At 42.3% G+C, this 21823-nt stretch carries 21 protein-coding genes and 1 other annotated feature; all 21 genes read right to left on the bottom strand.

Going from position 1 to position 21823, the window contains the following annotated elements; genetic code table 11:
- Positions 1 to 9 precede the first annotated feature (9 nt).
- The 21 genes from AXF18_RS07280 to ybeY all read right to left on the bottom strand — a co-directional run bounded on the left by AXF18_RS07280 (position 10) and on the right by ybeY (position 21784).
- Entirely contained in the window at positions 10 to 768 is a 759-nt protein-coding gene (locus AXF18_RS07280; protein ID WP_065371736.1) for an ABC transporter ATP-binding protein, read from the bottom strand.
- The gene (locus AXF18_RS07275; protein ID WP_000637255.1) at positions 765 to 1631 is read right to left on the bottom strand and encodes an ABC transporter permease; all 867 of its coding nucleotides are present in this window, start codon (positions 1629 to 1631) and stop codon (positions 765 to 767) included. The genes AXF18_RS07280 and AXF18_RS07275 overlap by 4 nt, the downstream gene beginning before the upstream one ends.
- A 65-nt stretch (positions 1632 to 1696) precedes the next feature.
- A complete protein-coding gene (trpX, locus tag AXF18_RS07270) occupies positions 1697 to 2692 on the bottom strand; it encodes a tryptophan ABC transporter substrate-binding protein (RefSeq protein ID WP_065371735.1) in 996 nt (331 codons plus the stop codon).
- Positions 2693 to 2809: 117 nt separating this feature from the next.
- Positions 2810 to 3025: a binding site (T-box leader), on the bottom strand.
- A 96-nt stretch (positions 3026 to 3121) separates the two neighbouring features.
- On the bottom strand, positions 3122 to 5818 hold the full coding sequence (gene ppc / locus AXF18_RS07265) for a phosphoenolpyruvate carboxylase (RefSeq protein ID WP_049549992.1): 2697 nt from the start codon (positions 5816 to 5818) through the stop codon (positions 3122 to 3124).
- Between the two features lie 23 nt (positions 5819 to 5841).
- On the bottom strand, positions 5842 to 7065 hold the full coding sequence (locus tag AXF18_RS07260; RefSeq protein ID WP_000703343.1) for an FtsW/RodA/SpoVE family cell cycle protein: 1224 nt from the start codon (positions 7063 to 7065) through the stop codon (positions 5842 to 5844).
- Between the two features lie 187 nt (positions 7066 to 7252).
- Positions 7253 to 8194, bottom strand: a complete 942-nt coding sequence (prsA, locus tag AXF18_RS07255; protein WP_000728082.1) for a peptidylprolyl isomerase PrsA — start codon at positions 8192 to 8194, stop codon at positions 7253 to 7255.
- Positions 8195 to 8261: 67 nt separating this feature from the next.
- Entirely contained in the window at positions 8262 to 8975 is a 714-nt protein-coding gene (locus AXF18_RS07250) for an O-methyltransferase (RefSeq protein ID WP_080702645.1), read from the bottom strand.
- Between the two features lies 1 nt (position 8976).
- The gene (pepF, locus tag AXF18_RS07245; RefSeq protein WP_033629880.1) at positions 8977 to 10779 is read right to left on the bottom strand and encodes an oligoendopeptidase F; all 1803 of its coding nucleotides are present in this window, start codon (positions 10777 to 10779) and stop codon (positions 8977 to 8979) included.
- An 18-nt stretch (positions 10780 to 10797) separates the two neighbouring features.
- The gene (locus AXF18_RS07240) at positions 10798 to 11754 is read right to left on the bottom strand and encodes a competence protein CoiA (RefSeq protein WP_033629881.1); all 957 of its coding nucleotides are present in this window, start codon (positions 11752 to 11754) and stop codon (positions 10798 to 10800) included.
- A gap of 76 nt (positions 11755 to 11830) precedes the next feature.
- A complete protein-coding gene (locus AXF18_RS07235) occupies positions 11831 to 12979 on the bottom strand; it encodes a DUF1887 family protein (RefSeq protein ID WP_065371734.1) in 1149 nt (382 codons plus the stop codon).
- Positions 12980 to 13153: 174 nt separating this feature from the next.
- Positions 13154 to 14014: an SAM-dependent methyltransferase TehB gene (tehB, locus tag AXF18_RS07230; protein WP_000413061.1), complete on the bottom strand. Its 861-nt coding sequence runs from the start codon at positions 14012 to 14014 to the stop codon at positions 13154 to 13156.
- 14 nt (positions 14015 to 14028) lie between these two features.
- On the bottom strand, positions 14029 to 14496 hold the full coding sequence (gene smpB / locus AXF18_RS07225; RefSeq protein WP_001051750.1) for an SsrA-binding protein SmpB: 468 nt from the start codon (positions 14494 to 14496) through the stop codon (positions 14029 to 14031).
- Positions 14459 to 16813 (bottom strand): ribonuclease R, encoded by a 2355-nt coding sequence (rnr, locus tag AXF18_RS07220; RefSeq protein WP_065371733.1) that lies wholly within the window; start codon positions 16811 to 16813, stop codon positions 14459 to 14461. The genes smpB and rnr overlap by 38 nt, the downstream gene beginning before the upstream one ends.
- Before the next feature lie 95 nt (positions 16814 to 16908).
- Positions 16909 to 17142, bottom strand: a complete 234-nt coding sequence (secG, locus tag AXF18_RS07215; RefSeq protein WP_000282517.1) for a preprotein translocase subunit SecG — start codon at positions 17140 to 17142, stop codon at positions 16909 to 16911.
- Between the two features lie 39 nt (positions 17143 to 17181).
- The gene (rpmG, locus tag AXF18_RS07210) at positions 17182 to 17331 is read right to left on the bottom strand and encodes a 50S ribosomal protein L33 (RefSeq protein ID WP_007519517.1); all 150 of its coding nucleotides are present in this window, start codon (positions 17329 to 17331) and stop codon (positions 17182 to 17184) included.
- Positions 17331 to 18530, bottom strand: a complete 1200-nt coding sequence (locus tag AXF18_RS07205; RefSeq protein ID WP_049500850.1) for a multidrug efflux MFS transporter — start codon at positions 18528 to 18530, stop codon at positions 17331 to 17333. Before AXF18_RS07205 ends, rpmG begins: the two co-directional genes overlap by 1 nt.
- A complete protein-coding gene (gene coaE, locus AXF18_RS07200) occupies positions 18517 to 19122 on the bottom strand; it encodes a dephospho-CoA kinase (RefSeq protein WP_049500852.1) in 606 nt (201 codons plus the stop codon). Before coaE ends, AXF18_RS07205 begins: the two co-directional genes overlap by 14 nt.
- Positions 19122 to 19946 carry a DNA-formamidopyrimidine glycosylase gene (gene mutM, locus AXF18_RS07195; protein ID WP_049500853.1) on the bottom strand — a complete coding sequence of 275 codons (825 nt, stop codon included), beginning with the start codon at positions 19944 to 19946 and terminating at the stop codon, positions 19122 to 19124. The genes coaE and mutM overlap by 1 nt, the downstream gene beginning before the upstream one ends.
- Before the next feature lie 48 nt (positions 19947 to 19994).
- The gene (gene era, locus AXF18_RS07190; RefSeq protein WP_065371732.1) at positions 19995 to 20894 is read right to left on the bottom strand and encodes a GTPase Era; all 900 of its coding nucleotides are present in this window, start codon (positions 20892 to 20894) and stop codon (positions 19995 to 19997) included.
- A gap of 16 nt (positions 20895 to 20910) precedes the next feature.
- On the bottom strand, positions 20911 to 21306 hold the full coding sequence (locus AXF18_RS07185; protein WP_049549991.1) for a diacylglycerol kinase family protein: 396 nt from the start codon (positions 21304 to 21306) through the stop codon (positions 20911 to 20913).
- The gene (ybeY, locus tag AXF18_RS07180; protein ID WP_000275172.1) at positions 21287 to 21784 is read right to left on the bottom strand and encodes an rRNA maturation RNase YbeY; all 498 of its coding nucleotides are present in this window, start codon (positions 21782 to 21784) and stop codon (positions 21287 to 21289) included. The genes AXF18_RS07185 and ybeY overlap by 20 nt, the downstream gene beginning before the upstream one ends.
- Positions 21785 to 21823 lie beyond the last annotated feature (39 nt).

The raw sequence follows: 21823 nt of genomic DNA, 5'->3' as shown, positions 1-21823 counted from the left end.
CAGGCTCATCTATTCAAATAATTGATAGTAGTCTGAAATTTTCATCTTAGCTTTTTCTTCTTTATTGAGGTCTTGGATGATACGACCTTCCTTCATGACAATCAGACGATTGCCATACTTTAGTGCATCTTCCATATGGTGGGTAATCATCAAGGCTGTTAGATGATCCTTACTGACAAAGTCATCCGTTAACTCCATCAAGGCCACACTTGTTTTGGGGTCAAGGGCTGCTGTGTGTTCATCCAACAATAGTAACTCTGGTCGTTTTAAGGTTGCCATCAAGAGACTCAAGGCCTGACGTTGTCCACCTGATAGAAATTCAATCGGAGTATCCAGATGTTTTTCAAGGCCATTTCCCACTTTTTCAATGGTAGCCTGAAACTCATCCCTATGACTTGATAGCCTTCTAGGAAGAAGCCCTCTCTTCTCACCACGAAACTTGGCAATCAAAAGGTTTTCTGCAACGGTCATACGAGGGGCTGTTCCCATCTTGGGATCCTGAAAGACACGAGACAAGTACTTAGCCCTCTTTTCAGGTGAAAAATGAGTCACATCCTCCCCCATGATACGGATACTTCCGCTTGTTAAAGGTAAGGTGCCTGCAATAGTGTTAAAAAGAGTTGACTTCCCAGCTCCATTTCCACCTAGGATGGTAATGAAATCATGTTCGAAAATCTCAAGAGAAACATCATTCAGAATGATTTTTTCCTCGTCAAAGCCATTCGTGATGACTTTGGTAGCATTTTTTAATTCTACAATTGCTGTCATTTGCTAAACTTGACTCCTTTCAGGTATTTGCTTTTGAAGGTTGGAATCATAAGACAAACTGCCAAAATCAAAGCGCTATATAGTCGTAAATAGCTCGTGTTAAATCCAAGAGCAATCACTCCCCAAACGAGGAACTGATAAGCAATAGACCCTACAACGATGGTCATGAGTCGCTCTGCCAGGGTCAAACTCTTGAACAAAACCTCACCAATAATCAAGCTAGCAAGCCCTACGACAATCACTCCAATTCCTCTAGAAACATCTGCATATCCTTCTTGTTGAGCAATTAAGGCTCCTGCAAGCGCGATAATCCCATTTGAAAGAACCAAGCCCATGAGTTCCATACGTCCCGTATTGATACCAAAGCTACGAGCCATATCGGGATTGTCACCTGTAGCGATGTAGGCCTGACCTAGTTTAGTATCAAGGAAAAAGAGCATAAGGCCAATAACAAGAGCTACAAAGATTAATCCAGTCAGGAGTTGGTTAAGATCTGAATCAAAAGGCAAGACATCCTGAATTTGCTTGGTTCCAAGAAGCCCCAGATTGGCACGTCCCATAATCATGAGCATGATGGAATGGCAGGAAGTCATGACCAGAATCCCTGATAAGAGGGTTGGGATTTTTCCTTTAGTATACAAAAGCCCCGTCGCCATTCCAGCTAGACAGCCTGCTCCTACCGCAGCCAAGGTCGCTAAAAATGGATTGACTCCCTGTGTTATCAAAGTTACAGCTACTGCTCCCCCTAGTGGGAAAGAGCCCTCAGTCGTCATATCCGGGAAATTCAAAATTCGAAAAGTCATAAAGATTCCCAAACCTAAAATCGCCCAGACCATCCCCTGAGAAATAATGGATACTATCATAATCTTTCACTCATTTCTTTCTTTAGTAAAAATGGGAGGAGATGTCCCCAACTCCTCCTTTATCTTTATTCAATCACTTGCCCTGCTTCTTTTAGAACGGACTCAGGAATGGTGATACCAAGTTCCTGCGCTAGTTTTTTGTTAATCACTGACTTACCAGTTGAAAAGACATTAACTGGCGTATCAGCTGGTTTTTCACCTTTCAAAACTTTGGCAATCATCTTACCAGTAGCCACACCAAGATCGTGTTGGTCAACTACAACAGATGCTAATCCACCTGCTTCTACCATGGCAGTGGCACTTGGGTAGATTGGCTTTTTAGCTATTTGGTTGCTTGAAACAACTGTTGAAAATGCGGATGCGATGGTGTTATCAATTGGAACCCAAATTGCATCGACTTTGCTTGTCATAACATTGACTGTTGAAGCAATTTCATTGGTTGATGGAACGGCAAATGTTTCGACTGTCAAACCTGCTTTTTCAGCATAAGCCTTGAATTCTTCTACCTGTGTTTTTGAGTTATCTTCGCTACTTGAGTAAAGAGCTCCGATTGTTTTGACATTTGGTGTGAGAGTTTTTATCAACTCTACTTGTTGTTCAGCAGGGTTGTGGTCTGATACCCCTGTGATGTTGCCTCCTGGTTTTTTCAAGTCTTTGACCAAGTTAGCACCGATTGGGTCTGTAATAGCAGCCATGATAACTGGTAGGTCTTTTGTAGCACTAGCGAGTCCTTGAGCCGCTGGTGTCGCGATCCCAACAACAACATCGTTTCCATTAGCAACCAATTGTTTACTCATGGTTGCAACCTTGCTCTGATCACCTTCAGAGTTCATAAAGTCGATTTTTACCTGGTCGTCCTTATAGCCTTCTTCAGCTAGTCCATCTTGAATCCCTTGGTAAATCAAGTCCAAGGATGGGTGACTAACAAATTGAAGGACACCAACCTTAGCAACCTTTTGCTCTTCTTTAGCTGATGGCTTATTCATAGATGAATAAATCAAGCTAGCCACCACCAATACTGCTAATCCAGCGACAATTCCAATCAAACGTTTATTTTTCATTTTTCTTTCTCCTTTTAAATCACTTGTATAATGCTCTTTTCAACAAAACAAGCGACGCCATCGTTTAAATTCCATCATCATCCTCCTAATAGAAAAAGTCCTCACACAAAAAACTTGTGTGAGGACGTCGATGCGCGGTGCCACCTCAATTATAGGGAATATCCCTATCGCTCTTTCTCGCAATAACGAGTTGCACTGTAAGGTGTGCTCACCGAATTTTTATGATTTCAAATTCTTAAGTACATTCAGCCCAATTTCATCAATTTCATCTATCTGCTTTCACCAACCACAGACTCTCTATAAAATGAGCATGATTACTTTCTGAATGTTTAAATTATATCATTTTTCAACTACTTGTCAAGCTTATTTTTAGAATTTTTTAAACAATTCAAAAACTTCCCCTTGAAAAAGGAGGAAGTTTGTAGAATATCAGCCTGAATTACGCAAACCAGTTGCAATTCCGTTGATAGTTGTATGGATCAGTTTTTCTTCGTCTGCTGACAATTCGCCGCGACGTTGACGTTTGATCAACTCCAACTGGATGTAGTTCAGGATATTAAAGTAAGGCATACGATAGTTTAGACTGTCTTTTAGATAAGAGTTTTCTGCCAAGAGTTCGTCATAACCTTCGATAGCTAAAATAACGTCCTTAGTCAACTGCCATTCATCTAAAATAGTGTAGTAGATAGCTTGTACTTCTTCGTCTTCACAGAGCTTGGCATATTCAAAAGCAATGTTCATGTTAGACTTAGACAAGACCATGTCTACATTGGAAAGCAAAGATTGGAAGAAAGGCCAGTTTTGGTACATGTCTCGAAGGAACTCGATATTCTTTGGATCTTGATCAATAAACTCTTTAAAGCTTGATCCCACACCATACCACCCAGGGAACATGACACGGCTTTGTGACCATGAGAAGACCCAAGGAATAGCACGCAAACCGCCGATTTCAGTGATGGTCTTACGAGCTGCTGGACGCGAACCGATATTGAAGCTTGAAATAGCCTTGATTGGACTTGATTCAAAGAAATAGTCATAGAAATGTTCATTTCCAAAGACCAAATCACGGTAGATATCATAACTACGGTCTACTACTTGGTCCATAATAGCTTCGTAACGATTCGACGTATTAGTATCACTCTTCTTCTTGGTAATCATACGGTTAATGGCTGCAGAAACCAGCATTTCAAGGTTATAATAGGCAGCGTCTTTGTTACCGTATTTGTTTCCAATGACTTCTCCTTGCTCAGTCAGACGGATGCGGTCCTTGATAGACTTGAGTGGTTGAGATGTGATAGCTTCATAAGTTGGTCCACCACCACGACCCACAGTACCACCACGACCATGGAAGAAAGTAACCTTAACGCCAAATTCATCCCCAATAGCAGTCAGTTGTTGTTGCGCTTTATAGAGAGTCCAACATGAGGATAGGTAACCACCATCCTTGTTACTATCAGAGTAGCCAAGCATGATTTCTTGGTAGTTGTCTTTTGAAGCAATCCATTTTTTAGCCAAAGGAAGAGAGAAATATCTTCTCATGGTTTCTTCTGAGTGATCCAAATCTTCGATCGTTTCAAAGAGGGGAACAATCTGAACGCGGGCTTTTTGGGCATCTACCAAGCCGACTTCCTTGAGCATGATGGCTAGCTCTAGCATATCAGATACACTGGTTGCGTGAGAAATGATGGTTTGACGAATGACATTTTCACCTAGTTTATCCTTCAATTTGCGCGCAGCTTTAAAGATAGAGAGTTCTTTTTCAAGCAGTTCTGACTTTTCAGCATGAGTCGCTGAGAGGATACGAGGATCTTCTTCCAACTCTTTTAAGAGGAGTGCGCATTTTTCATCTTCAGATAGATCGCTATAGTGATCATTGATACCAGCAGATGCTAGCAATTCAGCTACACAGGCTTCATGAACACTAGAGTCTTGGCGCATATCAATAGAAGCAAGGTAGAAACCAAAAATTTCGACAGCTTGCATCAACTCGACAAATTCTCCTGAAATCAGGTATTCTCCCTTATTCTCAAGGAGAGAATCGCGAATGGCCAACAAATCTTGATAGAATTCATCTGCAGTGGCATATCTTGGCTGAAGATCCTTGTCTTCAATGAGATAAGCCTTGGTAGCCTGCATCTTAGCTTGGATGTCAAAAAGAGCACGACGATAGAGTTCTTTTTCACGATAAATCGAGTTATCTTGTGACTTCAGCGCCATCTCACGGACCTTGTCGCTGACATTCACGATACTGGTTGAAAGTGAAAATTCACGGTAAAGATTATAAATCTTTTCATCATAGTAGTTCATGATGACTTCACACTGAGTCAAGGCTGATTTATTGAGAGTTTCCGCTGTTACGAAAGGATTTCCATCACGGTCTCCTCCTATCCACATCCCCATAGTAATCGGTTTTGGATGCTCAAGCTCGATACCTTGTTCTTTAGCCAATTTTTTATACTCAGCTGTCAAACGCGGAACAGCATTCAGGAAAGAACTTTGGTAATACTCCATCACGTTGGTGATTTCGTTGGTTACTTTCAATTTCTTCTCACGAATCATGTCCGTTTGCATGATAATTTCAATATAACGGCGGAGATCTGTGTGCCATTTTTCTTTATTAATCAAGCCGAGTTTGACATCACGGTACTTGCGCAAGAGCGTATGGATGTGGTTGGTTAAATCCAGCATACTCTTGCGTTGTACTTGCGTTGGATGAGCGGTCAAGACAGGAACGACATTTAACTTTTCTAAAATTTCGGCTGCATTTTCTTTTTCAGCTACCATCTTAATCGTTGTAGATAGTTTTCCTAGATAGTCTTGGTCCACATTGTTTTGGTGATTGATTTCATAGGCCAAATCCACATCCTCAGAGATATTAATCAAAAGTGGAAGGATAGAGAAATAGCGTGAAATGTAAATCATTTCTTCATTCGAAAGACTGGTCACTAGGTTATTGAGCCCTTGATAATTCTCGCTAGTTGATAATTCCTTCAACTGGATAATCTTTTCAAAGGTTTCTGGCGCTAGCATATTTTTTGTGATATCTTCTAATAGCTCCGTCAGAATCAAGACTTCTTCTTGGACAACTGCTTTATTACTATAGTTTTCTAATTTTTGAAGAGACATATACTTTCCTTTCCATTCAATCCTTACAGACTTTCATCGGTTTGATTCTCGTATTCTCTGATAAGTTTGGCACGTTTTTCGCTGGCATCAATGTTTAGTACAAGCGCGATGGCTACTGATAATACCAGGAGACTGTTCCCACCTTGTGAAAGGAAGGGGAAGGTTACCCCTGTAGAAGGAATCAATCCTGAAATCCCACCGATATTGACAAAGACCTGAACAAGGATCATCCCTCCGACACCAATAGCAACCATGGAGTTAAAGGGATCCTTTGCTCGAATACCAACCAAGATGATTCGCAAAATCAAGAAGAAGAGTAAAGCCAAAATCATACTGGCTCCTACGAATCCAAACTCCTCGATGACAATCGAAAAGACAAAATCCGTATGGGCTTCTGGCAGATAACCACGCTTCTCGATAGAATTCCCTAGTCCCAGTCCGAACCAGCCTCCATTTACCATTGCATAGTAGGAATTTGCGAGCTGGTGTCCTGCACCCGCCAAGTCATTAAAGGGATTAAAGAAGGCACTAAAACGTTTAGCAACGTAACCAAATACAGGAATTTGAGAAAACTTTTCAACCCCAACAAAGCGAATGACAGACAAGACTAACATTGAGCTCCCTGCCAAGAGAGCCAGAATGGTCGAGAACCAACGATAGGCGATCCCACTAACCGTATACATGATGAGCGCCACCAAGACCAAGATGGTCGCATTTCCCAAGTCTGGAAAAATTCCCAAGCTACCAATCAGAACTAGCAGAACAAAACGCCAGTCGTTAAAAGCTCGAGGTAGCCACTGATTCTGTGTCAAAACCTGGAAGTCATAAACCGCAATCTCATCTTGTTGTTTTGAAAATCGATGTGCCAGGTACCAGATGATGATAATCTTAAGGTACTCAGCAGGTTGAATCGTTACAGGTCCTACAGAAATCCATCCGTATGCTCCATTGACAGGTGTTCCGACCAGTCGCGCCAGAGCTAAAAGAACCATCTCCACAATCATTACGATAAAGATGAGACGTCCGTTTCTTAGGAAACCTAATTTTAATTTATAGATTAAGGCAATCAGAATCAAACTAGCTATCCAGAAGATCCCCTGGTTACGCACCAATTGAAAGGCACTTTTCCCTTCTTCGATCAAGGTTGCACTCGTTGTCGAGTATACCACAATCAGCCCCAAAATCGATAAAAGGAAGTAAGGAATCAAAATGGAATAGTTTAGTAGGTGCCTTTTACTAATTTTCATATTTCACCACTCTAATAGGAACAGACGCTTCTGTTCCCAATTCCGTTTTATTTTCTAGTTTTGATTGCTATTATACCACTTTTTCAGAAAGAAAAAAACTCTTATCCTTTAATCCTTCGAATTTTACTCATTTTCTCGTATCAGGTATAAAAAAACAAATCTCTTTTGAGATTTGTTTTTTGCTTACTTAGTTAGATGAAGAACTGCTGCTTGAGCTTGAGTCACCACCACCGATGTATTGGGTGAAGATGTTTTGGAATGATTGGTCTTTAACCTTGATGTTTGCTGCTTGCAATTCTTTACCAATTACTCCTTGAACAAAGGCTGAATCATTTTGTTTTTGAGTCAAGATGATGGTCTTCAATTTTTCTTTGTAATCCTCTATATTAGAAGATTTTTCTGTTTTCTTCGTTACTTTGATGATGTAGAACTGACTGCTGTAGGCTTGTGTTCCAGTAGCTGTAATCACATCAGAAACCCCGTTCACATCCAAGGCAAAGGCTGCTTTCTTGACTTGTTCTGGAAGTTCTGTTGAAGCAGAGTCAAAAGTGATTTCTCCACCATTTTCTTTTGTTTTGTCGTCGTTAGAGTTGTCTTTTGCCAACTGAGCAAAATCCGCACCTTCTGCTTTAGCTTTCTCAAGTACTTCTTTTGCCTTGTCTTCATTATCCAAACGGATGATTTGAGCTGTTACATCTGGTGTGTAAGACTCAAAAGCTTTTTGGTAGGCTTCGTCTGTCAACTCACTCTCTGCAGCCTTCTTAACCGCTAATTCAACCAATTTGCTGGTACGGATTTGAGCTTTACGAGTCTCAGGTGTCATACCTGCACGTTGAAGCACGCTGTTGTAGCTATCGCCGTATTTCTTTTGTTCTTCAGCAACGGCGTCATCCACATCTTTATCCGTTACCTCTGATCCATATTGTTGTTCAAATACTTTTTGGATGGTCATATTGAGCAAGACTTGTTGCGCAGTTGGATTGTTCTTTACTTCTTCAAAGAATTGATGCTCTGTAATCACATCGCCCTTCATGCTGATCAAATCTTTTCCTTCAGAACTGTTTGAACAAGCTGCAAGTGTTGCTACTGATAAAAGTGTGATGGCTCCTGCCATAAGTTTTTTCTTCATTTTTACTCCTTTTACGGTAAGTGTTACCTTATCTATTTTACTATAATTTCTTAAATTTTTCTGAAAATCATTCGCTCTCAGGAAGCTCTACTTCTGCTAGATTTTTTCTTAGCATGAGAATGCCGTCTCCAAGTGGAACTAGAGTTGCTGTTAGACCTGGATTGTCCAAAGTTGCGTCGAAAAGTCTTTGCAAACCACGGTAAATGGTGCGTTGACCTCGGCGGACTTCCATGATGTCCTTGGCAACATCTCCTCCTTGGAAAATATCATCCAAGACCACCACTCCACCGACTTCCAAATGTTTAAGGATTTCAGGCAGAAAGACGATATACTTTGACTTGGCCGAATCCATAAAGACAAAATCATATGTTTCTGTCAAAGTAGATAAAACATCAACAGCATCACCTTCAAGTAAGGTGATTTGCTTACGACTGTCAAACTGGGCAAAGTTTTCCTTGGCAAAGCCAATCATCTCAGGATTACGGTCAATGGTTGTAATCTTAGCATCTGGCGCATGTTCCGCCATCAGGAGGGCAGAAAAGCCAATTGCCGTTCCAATCTCCAAAATGTTCTCAGGTTGCATAGTTTCCATGAGAAAACGGAAGTAGGCAACTGTTTCATGGGGAATAATGGGAATGTTTTCCTTGCGAGCGAAGGTCTCCAATTCTTTTAAGGAACCTGTCACCTGCTTTTGACGCTGGCGCATGAGTTCTACGATTTCTTCCTTGACGACGGGACGACGCATGTTATGGTTGGCATTTTTACTATAAGACTCTACCATCTTAAGCTAGTCCCAATTTTTCAACAAGGGCTTCAAACTCGTTCAAGCGGCGTTCAAAGACTGCAAAGGCATCGTTGAGATAGTCTTCTTTTTCCATATCCACTCCCGCTTTTCTCATGACATTGAGCGGATAGTCTGACTTACCTGCCCTGAGGTAGTCTATATAGCGGTCACGGTCTTCTTGACTACCATGGACAATCTTCTCAGCCAAGGCTGAAGCAGCTGCAAAACCAGTTGAATACTGATAAACATAGTAGTTATAGTAGAAATGTGGAATGCGTGCCCACTCGTATTGGATCTGAGGATTGTCTTCCTTGCTGAGTCCATAGTACTCTTGGTTCAGGTCAGCGTAGAGCTTATTGAGGAAATCACTTGTCAAGACTTCTCCATTTTGGTCTGCTTGGTGGATGGCGTGTTCAAACTCAGCGAATTGAGTTTGACGGAAGACTGTTCCACGGAAACCGTCTAGGAAGTTATTGAGAATAGCAAAGCGAGTTGCATCGTCTTCTACTTCTTCCAACAATTTCTCTGTCAAGATATTTTCGTTTGTGGTTGAGGCAATCTCCGCCAAGAAGATAGAGTAATCCCCGTAAACATAAGGCTGGGTTTCACGAGTATAGCTTGAGTGCATACTGTGACCTGTTTCATGGACAAGGGTAAAGAGATTGTCTAGATTGTCCTGCCAGTTGAGAAGCATAAAGGCATTGGTATCGTAAGAACCACCAGAGTAGGCACCAGAACGCTTGCCTTGGTTTTCATAGACATCAATCCAACGCTCACTGAAGGCACGTTTAACACGGCTCAAGTAGTCGTCACCTAAAACTGCCAAAGCTTCTTCTGCCTTTTTCAAGGCTTCTTCGTAGGTAAAGCTATAATCTACTGACGAAAGTGGTGTGTAGACATCGTACATCTTGAGGTCGGAAATACCTAAGATTTTAGAACGAAGTTCTAGGTAACGATGCAAGAGTGGCAAATGCTTGCGAACTGCTGCTACTAGATTGTCATAGACACTTTCTGGAACAAAGTTTGCTGCGAGGGCTGCATGGCGAGCACTCTTATAGTTGCGAACTTTTGCTCGGTAGTTTTGCACCTTAACATTTGTCTGCAAGGTCTTAGCATAAGTATGTTGGAATTGCTCGTAAGTCGCATAAAGGGCTTCATAGGCACCACGACGCACTTCACGGTTTTTAGACTCCATCAAACGGATGTAAGTACCGTGTGAGAGTTGCACTTCATTGCCTTCGTCATCAAGCACGTATGGGAAGCTAATATCCGCATTGTCCAAAATAGCGAAGGTTTCACTAGCAGAACCAAAGATTTCTCCTGCTCCAGCAAGCAATTCTTCCTCACGTTGCGAAAGAACATGGTCTTTCTTTTGCAAGAGCTTGTCAAAAAAGTGCTTGTAAACTTGGAGTTTTGGTTGAGCTTCTAGGAAGGCCGCATACTGCTCTTCGCTAATCTCCATAAACTCAGGTTCATAGAATGAAAAGGCTTGTTCTAACTGACTGTATAGGGTCATTGCCTTGGCATAGTACTCTTGATACTTGGTCTCACGCGTGTCCTGGTCATTTTTCATATGCGCATAGACATAAAGCTTTTCAACTTGGCGTTCCAAGTCGAGTGAGAATTCTGTGATCTCAAGCAAACTGTCTGCGCTGTCCAAGAGATGTCCCTCATACTGGGCTGCTGTTTGTACTTTTTCAGTTAAATCTTTCAAGGCTTCTTCCCAAGCCTGGTCTGTTGGGTAGATTGTCGAAAGATCCCATGTATCTTTTTCATTTATTTCATGTCGTTGTAATACCATAAGATTCCTCCATCCTTTCTATTTTACCACATTTTTTGAGAAATATAAGTGATAAAAGGCTGGTGGATAGAGCTTTTGGCGATTATTTTTCGGATTTTTTTGATAGTAGGCCTGAAAATTTCTATAATAGCTAGCCAAATCCGTTTCAATCTGCAAAAAATCTCCTGACTCTATCGGTCTGACCTGGGGATACCAGTCATCCAGTTGACGGTTTAATAGATTGTCTCCTCGTTGATAAGCCTCCTCCTGTTTTTTCATCCAGTAAGGGTTTTGGTAGTACAACTGTTGGCGAATGTAGTGACAGATAGTGGAATCTTGCACAACTGCAAAACGAGGCAGTTTTTGTTTCTGATAAGGAAATCGTAGAATTTCCAAGAGATTTCCTTTTCCATAGGGAAATTCTTTGACCTGAAAATGAAGCTTGCCACGTAGATCCTGATGCAGAAGATATTTGAGTCTCAAAATTTTCCTTTTGAGATCCAGTTCCCAAACAAAGAAACCCATATTTTGACTAAAATAGAGAAAGCCCCTTTGCAGTTGTGTTAATCGCTCCTTTAACCAGAGTTTTTCTCCCAGTAGCCAGATAACCTGATAGCCCTGGCTGCGGTATCCTTGGCTTCTATCGCCTAAAAGCTTTTGAGACAAGGGGCTGCACTGAACCTCCAGTGCTAATTTTTCATTGACGAGAACATCTGCTATCTGCTGAATCTCGGGCAGACTATATTCTAAGGCGACCTGATTGTCTTTCTTGGCCCAGTGATAAAGGCCCTCTTTGTTGCCCAAGTGTTCTGGACTTTCATTCTCAAAAATGGCCATACAATCCCTTAACCTTTCATGGGCAAAGTGCGTTCGAATGCTCTGTCCTTGGCGTAATCGTAGTCCGCCTCCACAGGCTGGACAAGTATAAGCTTGCTTGGTCACATCATTTTCGAGGGCATTCACAAAATTCCCCTTGGCATCTCTGGCTACAAACATGGGCTACCTCCTTTTCTCATTTATTCGAAAAAGAAGCAAAAAAGACTGGAAATCCAGCCTTTCATGATACTATTTCTTATCTTTTTTGTCTCTTAGAATATTTTTTTAGCATGGGAATGAGATTAGGAATCTGCTCACTTCTAATGACCAGCACGCCGTATTCCTGACAACGATTGGCATAAGCTGGATTGATTTTTCCCGTACAAACAATCAACTTGAGGCAACTCTCCCCAGCAAAATGATTGGCGTAGACTTCTAGTTCGTTAATGGCTTCAACTGATAAATCTGTCATCTTGCAAGAGATAAAGGTAATCGAGCGTCCCTTTCTCAGAATGACATCAATCTCATTTTGAACATTGTCCGCCTCTGGAAAGATGCCATTCCAATCAATCTCACCGCCTATCATACACTCATCAAACAGCTGCGATTCCAGCGCCAAGAGATAAAGATACACCTCTAAAATATGCCCCTTGTTGCGGCAAAAAACTTGAGCTTCTTGACTTGGAAAGCTGTATGCTACTCGTTTCTTGTCTTCGCTTTCAATACAAAGCATTCCTGCTTCCACAAGTAAAGGAATAAGGGATTTTGGATAGTGATAATACCTGCCATTGTTTTCCAGTATCTTTTCTGTCTCAGCATGCAGGTCATTGGTCTTAGCTAGAGAGAAAAATTGGGTCACTTGATACCAGTGAGCAGGATTGGAAATAGCAGAGCTGGCTAGCTTTTTAATGGCTGCAATTTGCTGATCTGAGTGGATAGGGCGTTTTGATTTGAGCATTTTTCCACCACGCAAGGCTATCAGCTGTTGGATGCTTAGGGTTGGAATGTCCAAGTCTTCTTTTTCTAACTGACCGGCTACCCACTTGTATTGTTTTCCCCGCTCGACATCCATGGCAACGATGGGGAGCTGCCGATCCAAGCCATATTGATAGAGAGATAAGGCTAGTAGCGAATCCCCACCAAAAACATCGAGAAGGACTTGGTCATAGCCTGCTAGACAATAATCTAACTGGTCCGCTAGTTGTTCTAAGGATAACTGACGAAAGGTCACTCGTTGGATATGAGGCACCTCATCCATGATAAACTGACGGAGGGAGAGCTTCTCTTCATTGCTTATTTTCGTCAAAGATAGAAAAAGAATCTCGTCACAATCACTGATAAAGGCTTGGTAGACATTCTTTTCCAATACATGCCGATCATACAATTCCACCAAAAGACTCGTCATTCGACCACCTCCATCATAAAGACTTTCTTGCGCTGAGAGTATCAGCAACACAGTTCTACTGCTCAGATTTCCTACTTCTAGTATAGCATAAAATCCTGCTCGCCCCAATCAACCAACGCAAACAAAAACGAATAGAAACTTTGCAAAGTGGTCTCTATTCGCTGGTATAGGTTTTTACTTGACTTTTTTAGCTAGCATAGTCGCAAAGCGTAGTTGAATGCGATTGCCATTTTCATCACGACGGTGCAGATGTCCTGGATTTTCATTATATTTGACCAATTCCCAATCCTTGTAGTAGTCCGCCAACTCCCCTTCTTTAAAGGTGAATGGGAAGTTAACCGAGCAAGGATAATCCTCCGTATCCATGGCACAGACGATGAGATTGTAGCCACCGACTGTGGTGTGCTCCTGCATATTTTGGATAATAGCTGGAATGCGGTCCGCTTGTAGGAACATCAGAACAACTGTCGATACGATGAAATCATAGTCTTGGCTAATGCTGGCTGAATTGATATCATAAAGTCCGACAGGCATGTCTAGATCCTCTTGCTCTACGATGCTTTGCAAGATTTCAAGGGACAATTCATTTTGATCCACAGCTGTCACATCAAAACCATTCTGTGCGAGAAAGAGAGAGTTACGCCCCTGACCACAACCCAAATCCAAGGCTCTTCCTGGTTTCACCGTCTGCATAGCCTCTAAGACTTCCGAATGGACTGGATTGGTCTGGTATTTCTTAGGGAAATAATCCTCAGGTTTACAATAAAATTCCAAGTACCACTCTACATCGTCTGTTGCAGCCTCTACTCGATGCCAGGCTTGCGGTTGTGCCATGGGATTGTCAGCTCCTGCCTCAAAGAGGTGCTCAGCTAGAACCTCACCATCTTCTGTTAACTCAATAAACTTGAGTGCCCCCTTCAAGACAGTAATTTTTCCCCAAGTGCCGACTTTAGTATTGTGCTTTTGCTGAACTGCTTCAGGCATGGTCTGTTTATTCCACAAGGGCATCCGTTTATAGGCAATTAGTTTTTCCATTTTACTTCCTCTTCTTAACGCTGGTTGACAGCTTTCATCACACGCGCGATGTCGCGGTTTTGTTCACGACGCTTGATCGACTCCCGTTTGTCATAGTCATGCTTCCCTTTAGCAAGTCCTAAAAGGAGTTTGGCGTAGCCATCTTTGATATAGACTTTAAGGGGAACAAGGGTCATTCCTGTCCCTTTGGTCTCTTGTTCCAATTTTTGAATTTGCTTCTTATGGAGCAGGAGTTTACGACGGCGTTCTGGTTCCTGGTTCCAGATATTGCCCTCTTCGTAAGGGGCAATATGAACATTGCTCAGCCAGACTTCCCCATTTTTTACTTGGGCAAAGCCATCCTTGAGATTGATTCGAGCAGCTCGTACACTCTTGATTTCAGTTCCAGTCAGGACCATCCCTGCCTCTAGCGTATCTACGATTGTATAGTCGTGGCGCGCCTTTTTATTTTGTGCGACGACCTTTCCCTCGCCCTTTGCCATGCTTGGCTCCTTTCTTAGCTACTTCCTTGTAAAAAGGTTTCTTACCTTTTTTCTTCTTGTCTTTTTGTGAATGCTTGCGCTTATCATTTGAGCGTCCTGATTTTCTCTTGTCTTCCTTCTTATCTGAACGACGACTTGAGCCACGACCTCTATCTTTGCGCCCAGCTTGTTTCAAACCTTTTTCGATGACATCAAACTCACTTGGGATATAAGAGAAGTCAATTTCACCTGTCATCTTATCGGCTCTTTCAACTCGAATGCGAATCTGCTGACCTACACGGAAAGTTATGCCCGATTTCTCCCCACGGAGAGTCAAATCCCGTTCGTTGAAATGATAAAATTCAGGTAGATTGGTAATGTGAATCAAGCCTTCAACTGTATTTGGCAATTCGACAAAAAGACCGAACTTGACAATGCTGGATACAACTGCATCGTACTCTTCTCCCACGTATTCTTCCATGTACTCAGCTTTTTTCATAGCTTCGACTTCACGCTCCGCCTCAATGGCACGACGTTCACGATTGGAAGACTGGGTTGCAATCTCTGGAATCACTTGTTCAAAATGCTCTGCTATTTCCTTAGAACGGCCGTAATCCCGAATCATTCGATGGACTAGAAGGTCTGGATAACGGCGAATAGGACTGGTGAAGTGAGTGTAATAGTTAGCGGCTAGTCCATAGTGACCGTGATTGTGCTCAGAATAGCGAGCCTGTTGCATAGAACGGAGAAGCATCATGGATAATACATCCGCATAGGGCTCTCCCTCAACCGCACGCATGATGTCTTGAAGCGCCTCCTGGCTAATCTCACTGGCAGTTCCATAAATTCGCAAGCCAAAGCTCGAAGCGTAATCAATAAACTTCTGAACTTTTTCTGCCTTAGGCTCCTCATGAATCCGATAAATGAAAGGTAGGTCCAGTTTACTAAAGTGCTCGGCAACCGTTTCATTGGCAATCAACATGAAGGACTCAATCATCCGCTCAGCAACACCACGCTGACGAAGAACGATATCAACTGGCTTGCCTTTTTTATCCACCAAGATCTTAGCTTCACTGGTATCAAAGTTAAGGGCACCACGTTTCTCACGCATGCTTTCTAGCCTTTCATGGAGCTTGGCCATGAGTTCGATACTTGGAACAATTTTCTTAAACTCTTGTCTCTTTTCCTCATCGCTAGCTAGGATGTCATTGACAGCGCTATAGGTCATACGAAAACTAGTCTTGATAACCGTTTGTGTGATGGTGTAGTTGACTACACGACCATGTTTATCAATTTCCATAATGGCAGACTGGGTCAGGCGGTCAACTTGTGGATTAAGAGAGCAAATGCCGTTTGAAAGGCGTTCTGGTAGCATAGGTACTACACGGTCTGTCACATAGACAGAAGTTGCGCGGTTAAGGGCTTCCTTGTCAAGGGCAGAACCCTCAGTCACGTAGTAGGAAACATCCGCGATGTGAACTCCGAGTTCTAGATTGCCATTTTTCAAAGGCTTGATGTGTACCGCATCATCCAAGTCCTTAGCATCCGCACCGTCAATGGTAAAGGTAATCTCATCTCTCAGGTCCAGACGACCTTCCATATCCTTCTCTGATGGAGCTTCTGGTACACTTTCTGCTTCCTTGAGAACAGCCTCTGGAAATTCTGAAACAATATCCATGGACTCTAAGACTTCAAGAACGTCAATCCCTGCATCTGTAGAATGTCCAACAACATCTAGCACACCAGCGACAAAGAAATCGTGTTTCTTACTTGGGTACTTATCGATAAAGACCTTGAGAACCTCTGTTCCTTCAAGTTTGAGGGCTGGTTTCTTAACATAGATGGGTTGACTAATCTTTTGATTTTTAGAACGAATGTAACCTGCATACTTGGGTTTTTCCTCATCAAGAACGATTTGACCGACAACGGTTGTCAGGCTGTGTTCTAGGATATCAATAATTTTGGCTTCTGCTGCCGTTCCCTTATTACGGTCAGCGACTTTCTTAATCACGACCTCAACGGTATCGCCATCAATAGCGTAGTTGACATCGTTTTTCCCTACAAAAAGGTCGTCCTCTTCGCCTTCTATACTGACAAAGCCAAAGCCATTTTTATGGGCATGAAAAATCCCTTTGAGGGTGATTTCATGTTTCTTCTTTTGGTCCAGACATAAACTACCATCATCTTCAAAACGAATCTGGTGCTTTCTTTCCATGAGAGACAGGGTTTTAATCAACTCACGGAAATCCTTGGACCCATCCTTTCCGAGAGCCTGAGCTAGGTCATTTACCGTCACTCGCCCCTTCTCTTGCAAATATTCTTTAATTTTATCTTTCATGTTTTCTTTCTAGATTTTTAAAATTTTTTTGGCTGATAACTTTAGTAAACATCATTCAAAATAAAAATAGGCTAAGACCTAGTCTCGCCCATTTCTTATCTACTTGATAATACCGTCAATGCTAAGGCAATGGCTAGCCAGAAAAAGACTAAAATACCTGTCAAACGTTGCATCACAGCTTCAAAACCACGAGCTTTACTACGTTCAAACAAATCGCCTGAGCTGGCATCAAATACATTGCTGGATTGGTTCTTAGTTGGTTGCATGAAAATCGCAATCACAATCACAACAGATAATACTAATAAAATGGTTAATAATAGGTTATACATATCAAACTCCTTAAAATCCCTATTATTTTACCATAAATTCTACTTAGATTCAAGATGTAAAGTTACTTTTCTTTCCTTTGGACAATATTTTAACACCTCAATCTTGTCTGGATGGGTTTTGGAGTTCTTACTGGTTAGATAATTCATGCTGCCACAAGAGGAGCACTTGAGATTGATTTTTACTCGCACTAGATTTCCTTTACTTTTAATAATGATCTAAATTGTACTAAGTTGCATAAACAACTGAAAGCTACACAGGCTGCTGTCGCATAAAAGACAGCATGGTAGCCCAAATATCCTGCAACTGCGGATCCCGCCATAGGTCCGATCACTCCACCAAGGTAAAAAAAGACTTGGTTGAAGGCGAAAATCCGTGAAATACCTGATTTTGGAGTCATTTTGCTAAGAAGAGCATTGACACCTGGTATGAGAGCTCCTGTTCCCAGACCAAAGAGAAAACGATACAAGCCAAGTTGAAGGGGGCTGGTTGCATGGGCACAAAGAAGGTAAATGATGACGGAATAAATCTGCGCCGCAACTAACAATCTATGATTCCCTACCTTATCGCCAAGTTTTCCTAGAATTCCAGCACTCATCATGCTAGAAAATCCCATGCTGGATACAATCAATCCTGATACAAAGAGGAGATTCTCAGTCTGCCCTAAGTCCCGCACATAGAGAGCCAGAATGGGACCAATTGATTGAGCTGAAAATTGAATGACGAAGCTAGTCAAAAATAGATTCACTAAAAGTCTAGGATACTTGAAAGAAGAAAATACTTCTTTCGTTGGGATAGCCTTCTCCTTAGCAACTGGCTGAAAATCTTCCTTGATAAAGAAAATGGTTAGGATTGCAGCTAAAAATAAGAAAGCACCTACCAATAAAAAGACATTACGAATGCCAAAAATTTCAGCAATAAAGCCCCCAACAAAGGGACCCGTCAATGTTCCTGCAACTACACCTGTAGATAGAGTCCCCAGAGCCGCTCCAGACTTATCTTTGGGTACCTGACTAGCAATCAAGGCCGTTGCATTGGGGACAAAACCAGTAAATACACCATTGAGCAAGCGCAAAAAGAGTAGCCAATAGATATTCGGAACAAAGGCCAAACCTCCCATCGTAATGGTCATGGCAAGACCTGCTCGAATCATCATGGGTTTTCGACCGTACTTGTCAGCAAGAATACCCCAGATGGGAGAAACTAGAGCTGCTGAAACAGCCGAAACTGAGATGGCTAATCCAGCATAGAAAGCAACTTGGTCTCCTTCAATTCCCAACTGCTCCACAAAGATAGGCATGAAAGGAACGACCAAGGAAATGCTGGCGCCCGTTAGAAAACTACCGAACCAGGCGACACGAAGATTCTCTTTCCAACTAATATCTTGCACAGCTATCGCCTCCTTCAAGTAACTTCACTACTTGAGCCACAAGCTGATCACGACTGCCATTATTGTCTAATATATGGCTCGCCAATTTTTTCTTTTCTTCTAAAGACCATTGGGCGGCCAAACGGGACTCTGCTACTTCCTTAGAAAGATGATCCCGTTTCATGAAACGTTCCACCTGAACATCACGGTCCACATAGACCAGCCACGTTTCATCAAACCAAGCACTGTAGTCCTGTTCAAAAAGCAGGGGAATATCCATGAAAAAAACCGTTTCTGTCTGAGCTAACTGGTCTCTCAGTGCAGCCAATTCCTCACGAATAATCTCTCCTTGGGTTTGTTTAGACCATTCCCGCTCCTCAGGATTTGAGAAGATGAGACTAGCTAGGAGAGGGCGATTGAGTTCTTCATTTTCAAGGATTATTTTTTGTCCAAAGTGCTGAACTAAGAGCTGATAAAGACGACCACCAGGTTTCTGTAGTTGGTGGACGACTGTGTCAGCATCCACCACTTGAAAACCTTTCTCTCTTAGGAAATTTGTCACAGTTGACTTACCAGAGGCAATTCCTCCTGTGATTCCGATGATTTTTCCCATCAGCCCCTCCTTTGACACTGAGGACAAAAATGAGTTCCCCGTCCACCGAGCTGGAATTTCTCAATCACTGTCCCACAGCGCGAACATGCTTGTCCAGTCTTATCATAGACCTGATGGAAGTCCTGCATGGTTCCGTCTTCCCCAAAGGCATTGGTATAGGTCCGAATGGTGGAACCGCCCTTTTCGACTGCCTGTCCCAAAACAGCAATGGTCTGGTCATGAATAGCTGACGCTTCTTCTGCCGTCAAAGTCTGGGAAAGTCTAGCTGGATGAATCTGAGCTCGCCAAAGAACCTCATCCACATAGATATTACCAAGGCCAGCTACCAAGGTTTGGTCTAAAAGGTGAGATTTGATAGGCTTTTTAGACTTGGCTAGGGCAGCTTGAAAGACCTGCAAATCAAAGTCCTGATCTTTGGGCTCAGGGCCTAGTTTCTTAGAAATAAAGTAGGCATCCAAAAGGTCAGGCGCCAAGAGTTCCATCGTACCAAACTTGCGTACATCCTCGTAAACAAGCGTACCACCATCCTCAAACTGGATGAAAACATGGGCATGCTTGCGTTCAGGAACCTGGTCCGGATAGTAGAAATACTTGCCCTCCATCCGCAGATGGGAAATCAAGACCTTGTCTGTTAGGAAAAAAAGCAGATATTTTCCACGACGTCCCATTGACTCGATAATCTGACCAGGCAATTCCTTTTGAAACTCTTCCAAATCCGTCTTAATCATCTTGGGATAAGCAATCTCTATATTAGAAATCTTCTTTCCCAAGATCAATTTTTCTAAGCCACGACGAACCGTTTCAACCTCAGGTAATTCAGGCATAAATCCTCCTTCTGTAAAAACAAGAAGCAGGCATGAGCCCACCTCTACTTAGTATTCTTTTTCATTATAGCCAAAGTCAGCCAAATCTAGCTTTTTATCACGCCAGTTTTTCTTGACCTTGACCCAAGTTTCTAGGAAAACCTTGTCCCCTAGCATGAGTTCGATATCACGACGGGCCATGGTCCCTATTTTCTTGAGCATAGCGCCACCTTTTCCGATGATAATTCCTTTTTGGCTATCGCGCTCCACCATGATGGTTGCTCGGATGTGAACCTTGTCTGTCTCTTCATCACGCTTCATAGAGTCGACCACTACTGCGACAGAATGAGGAATCTCTTCGCGAGTAAAATGAAGAACCTTCTCACGAATCATTTCTGAAACCAAGAAACGCTCAGGGTGGTCTGTGATTTGATCAGATGGGAAATACTGGAAACCTTCCTCTAGATTTTCACTCAAAATATCGATTAGTCGAGAAACGTTATTTCCCTGAAGGGCTGAGATAGGAACAATTTCCTTAAAGTCCATCTGGTTACGGAAGTCATCAATCTGAGCCAAAAGTTGGTCTGGATGGACCTTGTCAATCTTATTCACCACCAGAATCACAGGAACCTTGGCAGCTTTCAGACGCTCGATAATCATATCGTCGCCCTTACCACGTGGCTCATCAGCTGGCACCATGAATAGAACAGTATCCACTTCACGCAAAGTACTATAGGCTGATTCCACCATGAAATCTCCAAGAGCTGTTTTGGGCTTGTGAATCCCCGGTGTATCGATAAAGACGATTTGCTCCTTATCCGTGGTGTAAATCCCCATGATTTTATTGCGCGTTGTTTGCGCTTTGTCACTCATAATGGCAATCTTTTGCCCCATGACGTGATTTAAAAAGGTTGACTTCCCAACATTGGGACGTCCCAAAATAGCTACAAAGCCTGATTTAAATGTCATAATTTCCTCTTATAGTTTAAAATAGTATATCCCAAATGCGTGGGATAAAGATAAGTGCACCTGTCATTGCAGCAAAAAGAGAGACCACTAGCACAGCTCCTGCTGCCATGTCCTTGGCTTTCTTTGCCAACATAGAAAAGTGATAGTGACTGGCTAAATCCACTACATTTTCAATAGCAGAGTTAATAATCTCAAATGCTACTACTAAGAAAATGCTCATTAGGAGAAAGAGCCATTCGATTCGTGACACCTGAAAAACAAAACCTGCAAAGATGACTACTAGAGCCGTCACTGCATGTTTTCGCATATTGCGTTCTTCCTTGAAAGCAGTCAGAATTCCTGTAAGAGCAAATTCTAAACTGGATACCAGGTCACGATTTTTCCATTTTCGTTTATTGTCTTGTGAGTCCATAGGCTGTCAAAATTTCTTCTTGTAAACCGAACATCTCCGCTTCTTCTTCCGGAGTGTAGTGATCGTAGCCGTTAATGTGTAAAAAGCCGTGTACTGCCAAGAAGCCCATTTCACGCTCAAAGCTGTGACCGTATTCCTCAGCCTGCTCATGCGCTTTATCGATAGAGATGAACAGTTCCCCAATATAGGCATCAAACTCAGACATCATCTCTGCCAATTCAGGATTTTCAAGCAAATCCTCTTCGTCAAAGGAGATGTCCAACTCTGGTTTATACTCAAGGCTAATGACATCTGTCGGACGATCCGTATCACGGTACTCTAGATTGAGTTCGTGGCTACGCTCGTTGGTCACAAAAGTAACTGCCATCTCCTTGTCTTCTTTTCCTATTTTTTGGGCTGCAAATTCCAAAATTTCTTGGGTTTGTTGCAAGATTTCTTGTGAAACTTGACCAGTTTCATCTACCATTTCAATATACATGTACTTCTCGATTCTCTTTACTTGGCTTTATTATACCAC

The organism is Streptococcus sp. oral taxon 064 (genome assembly GCF_001683375.1).
Lineage (GTDB): Bacteria > Bacillota > Bacilli > Lactobacillales > Streptococcaceae > Streptococcus > Streptococcus oralis_S.
Note: the sequence above shows the minus strand (reverse complement) of the source record. Positions and strands in the feature narration are given on the sequence as shown.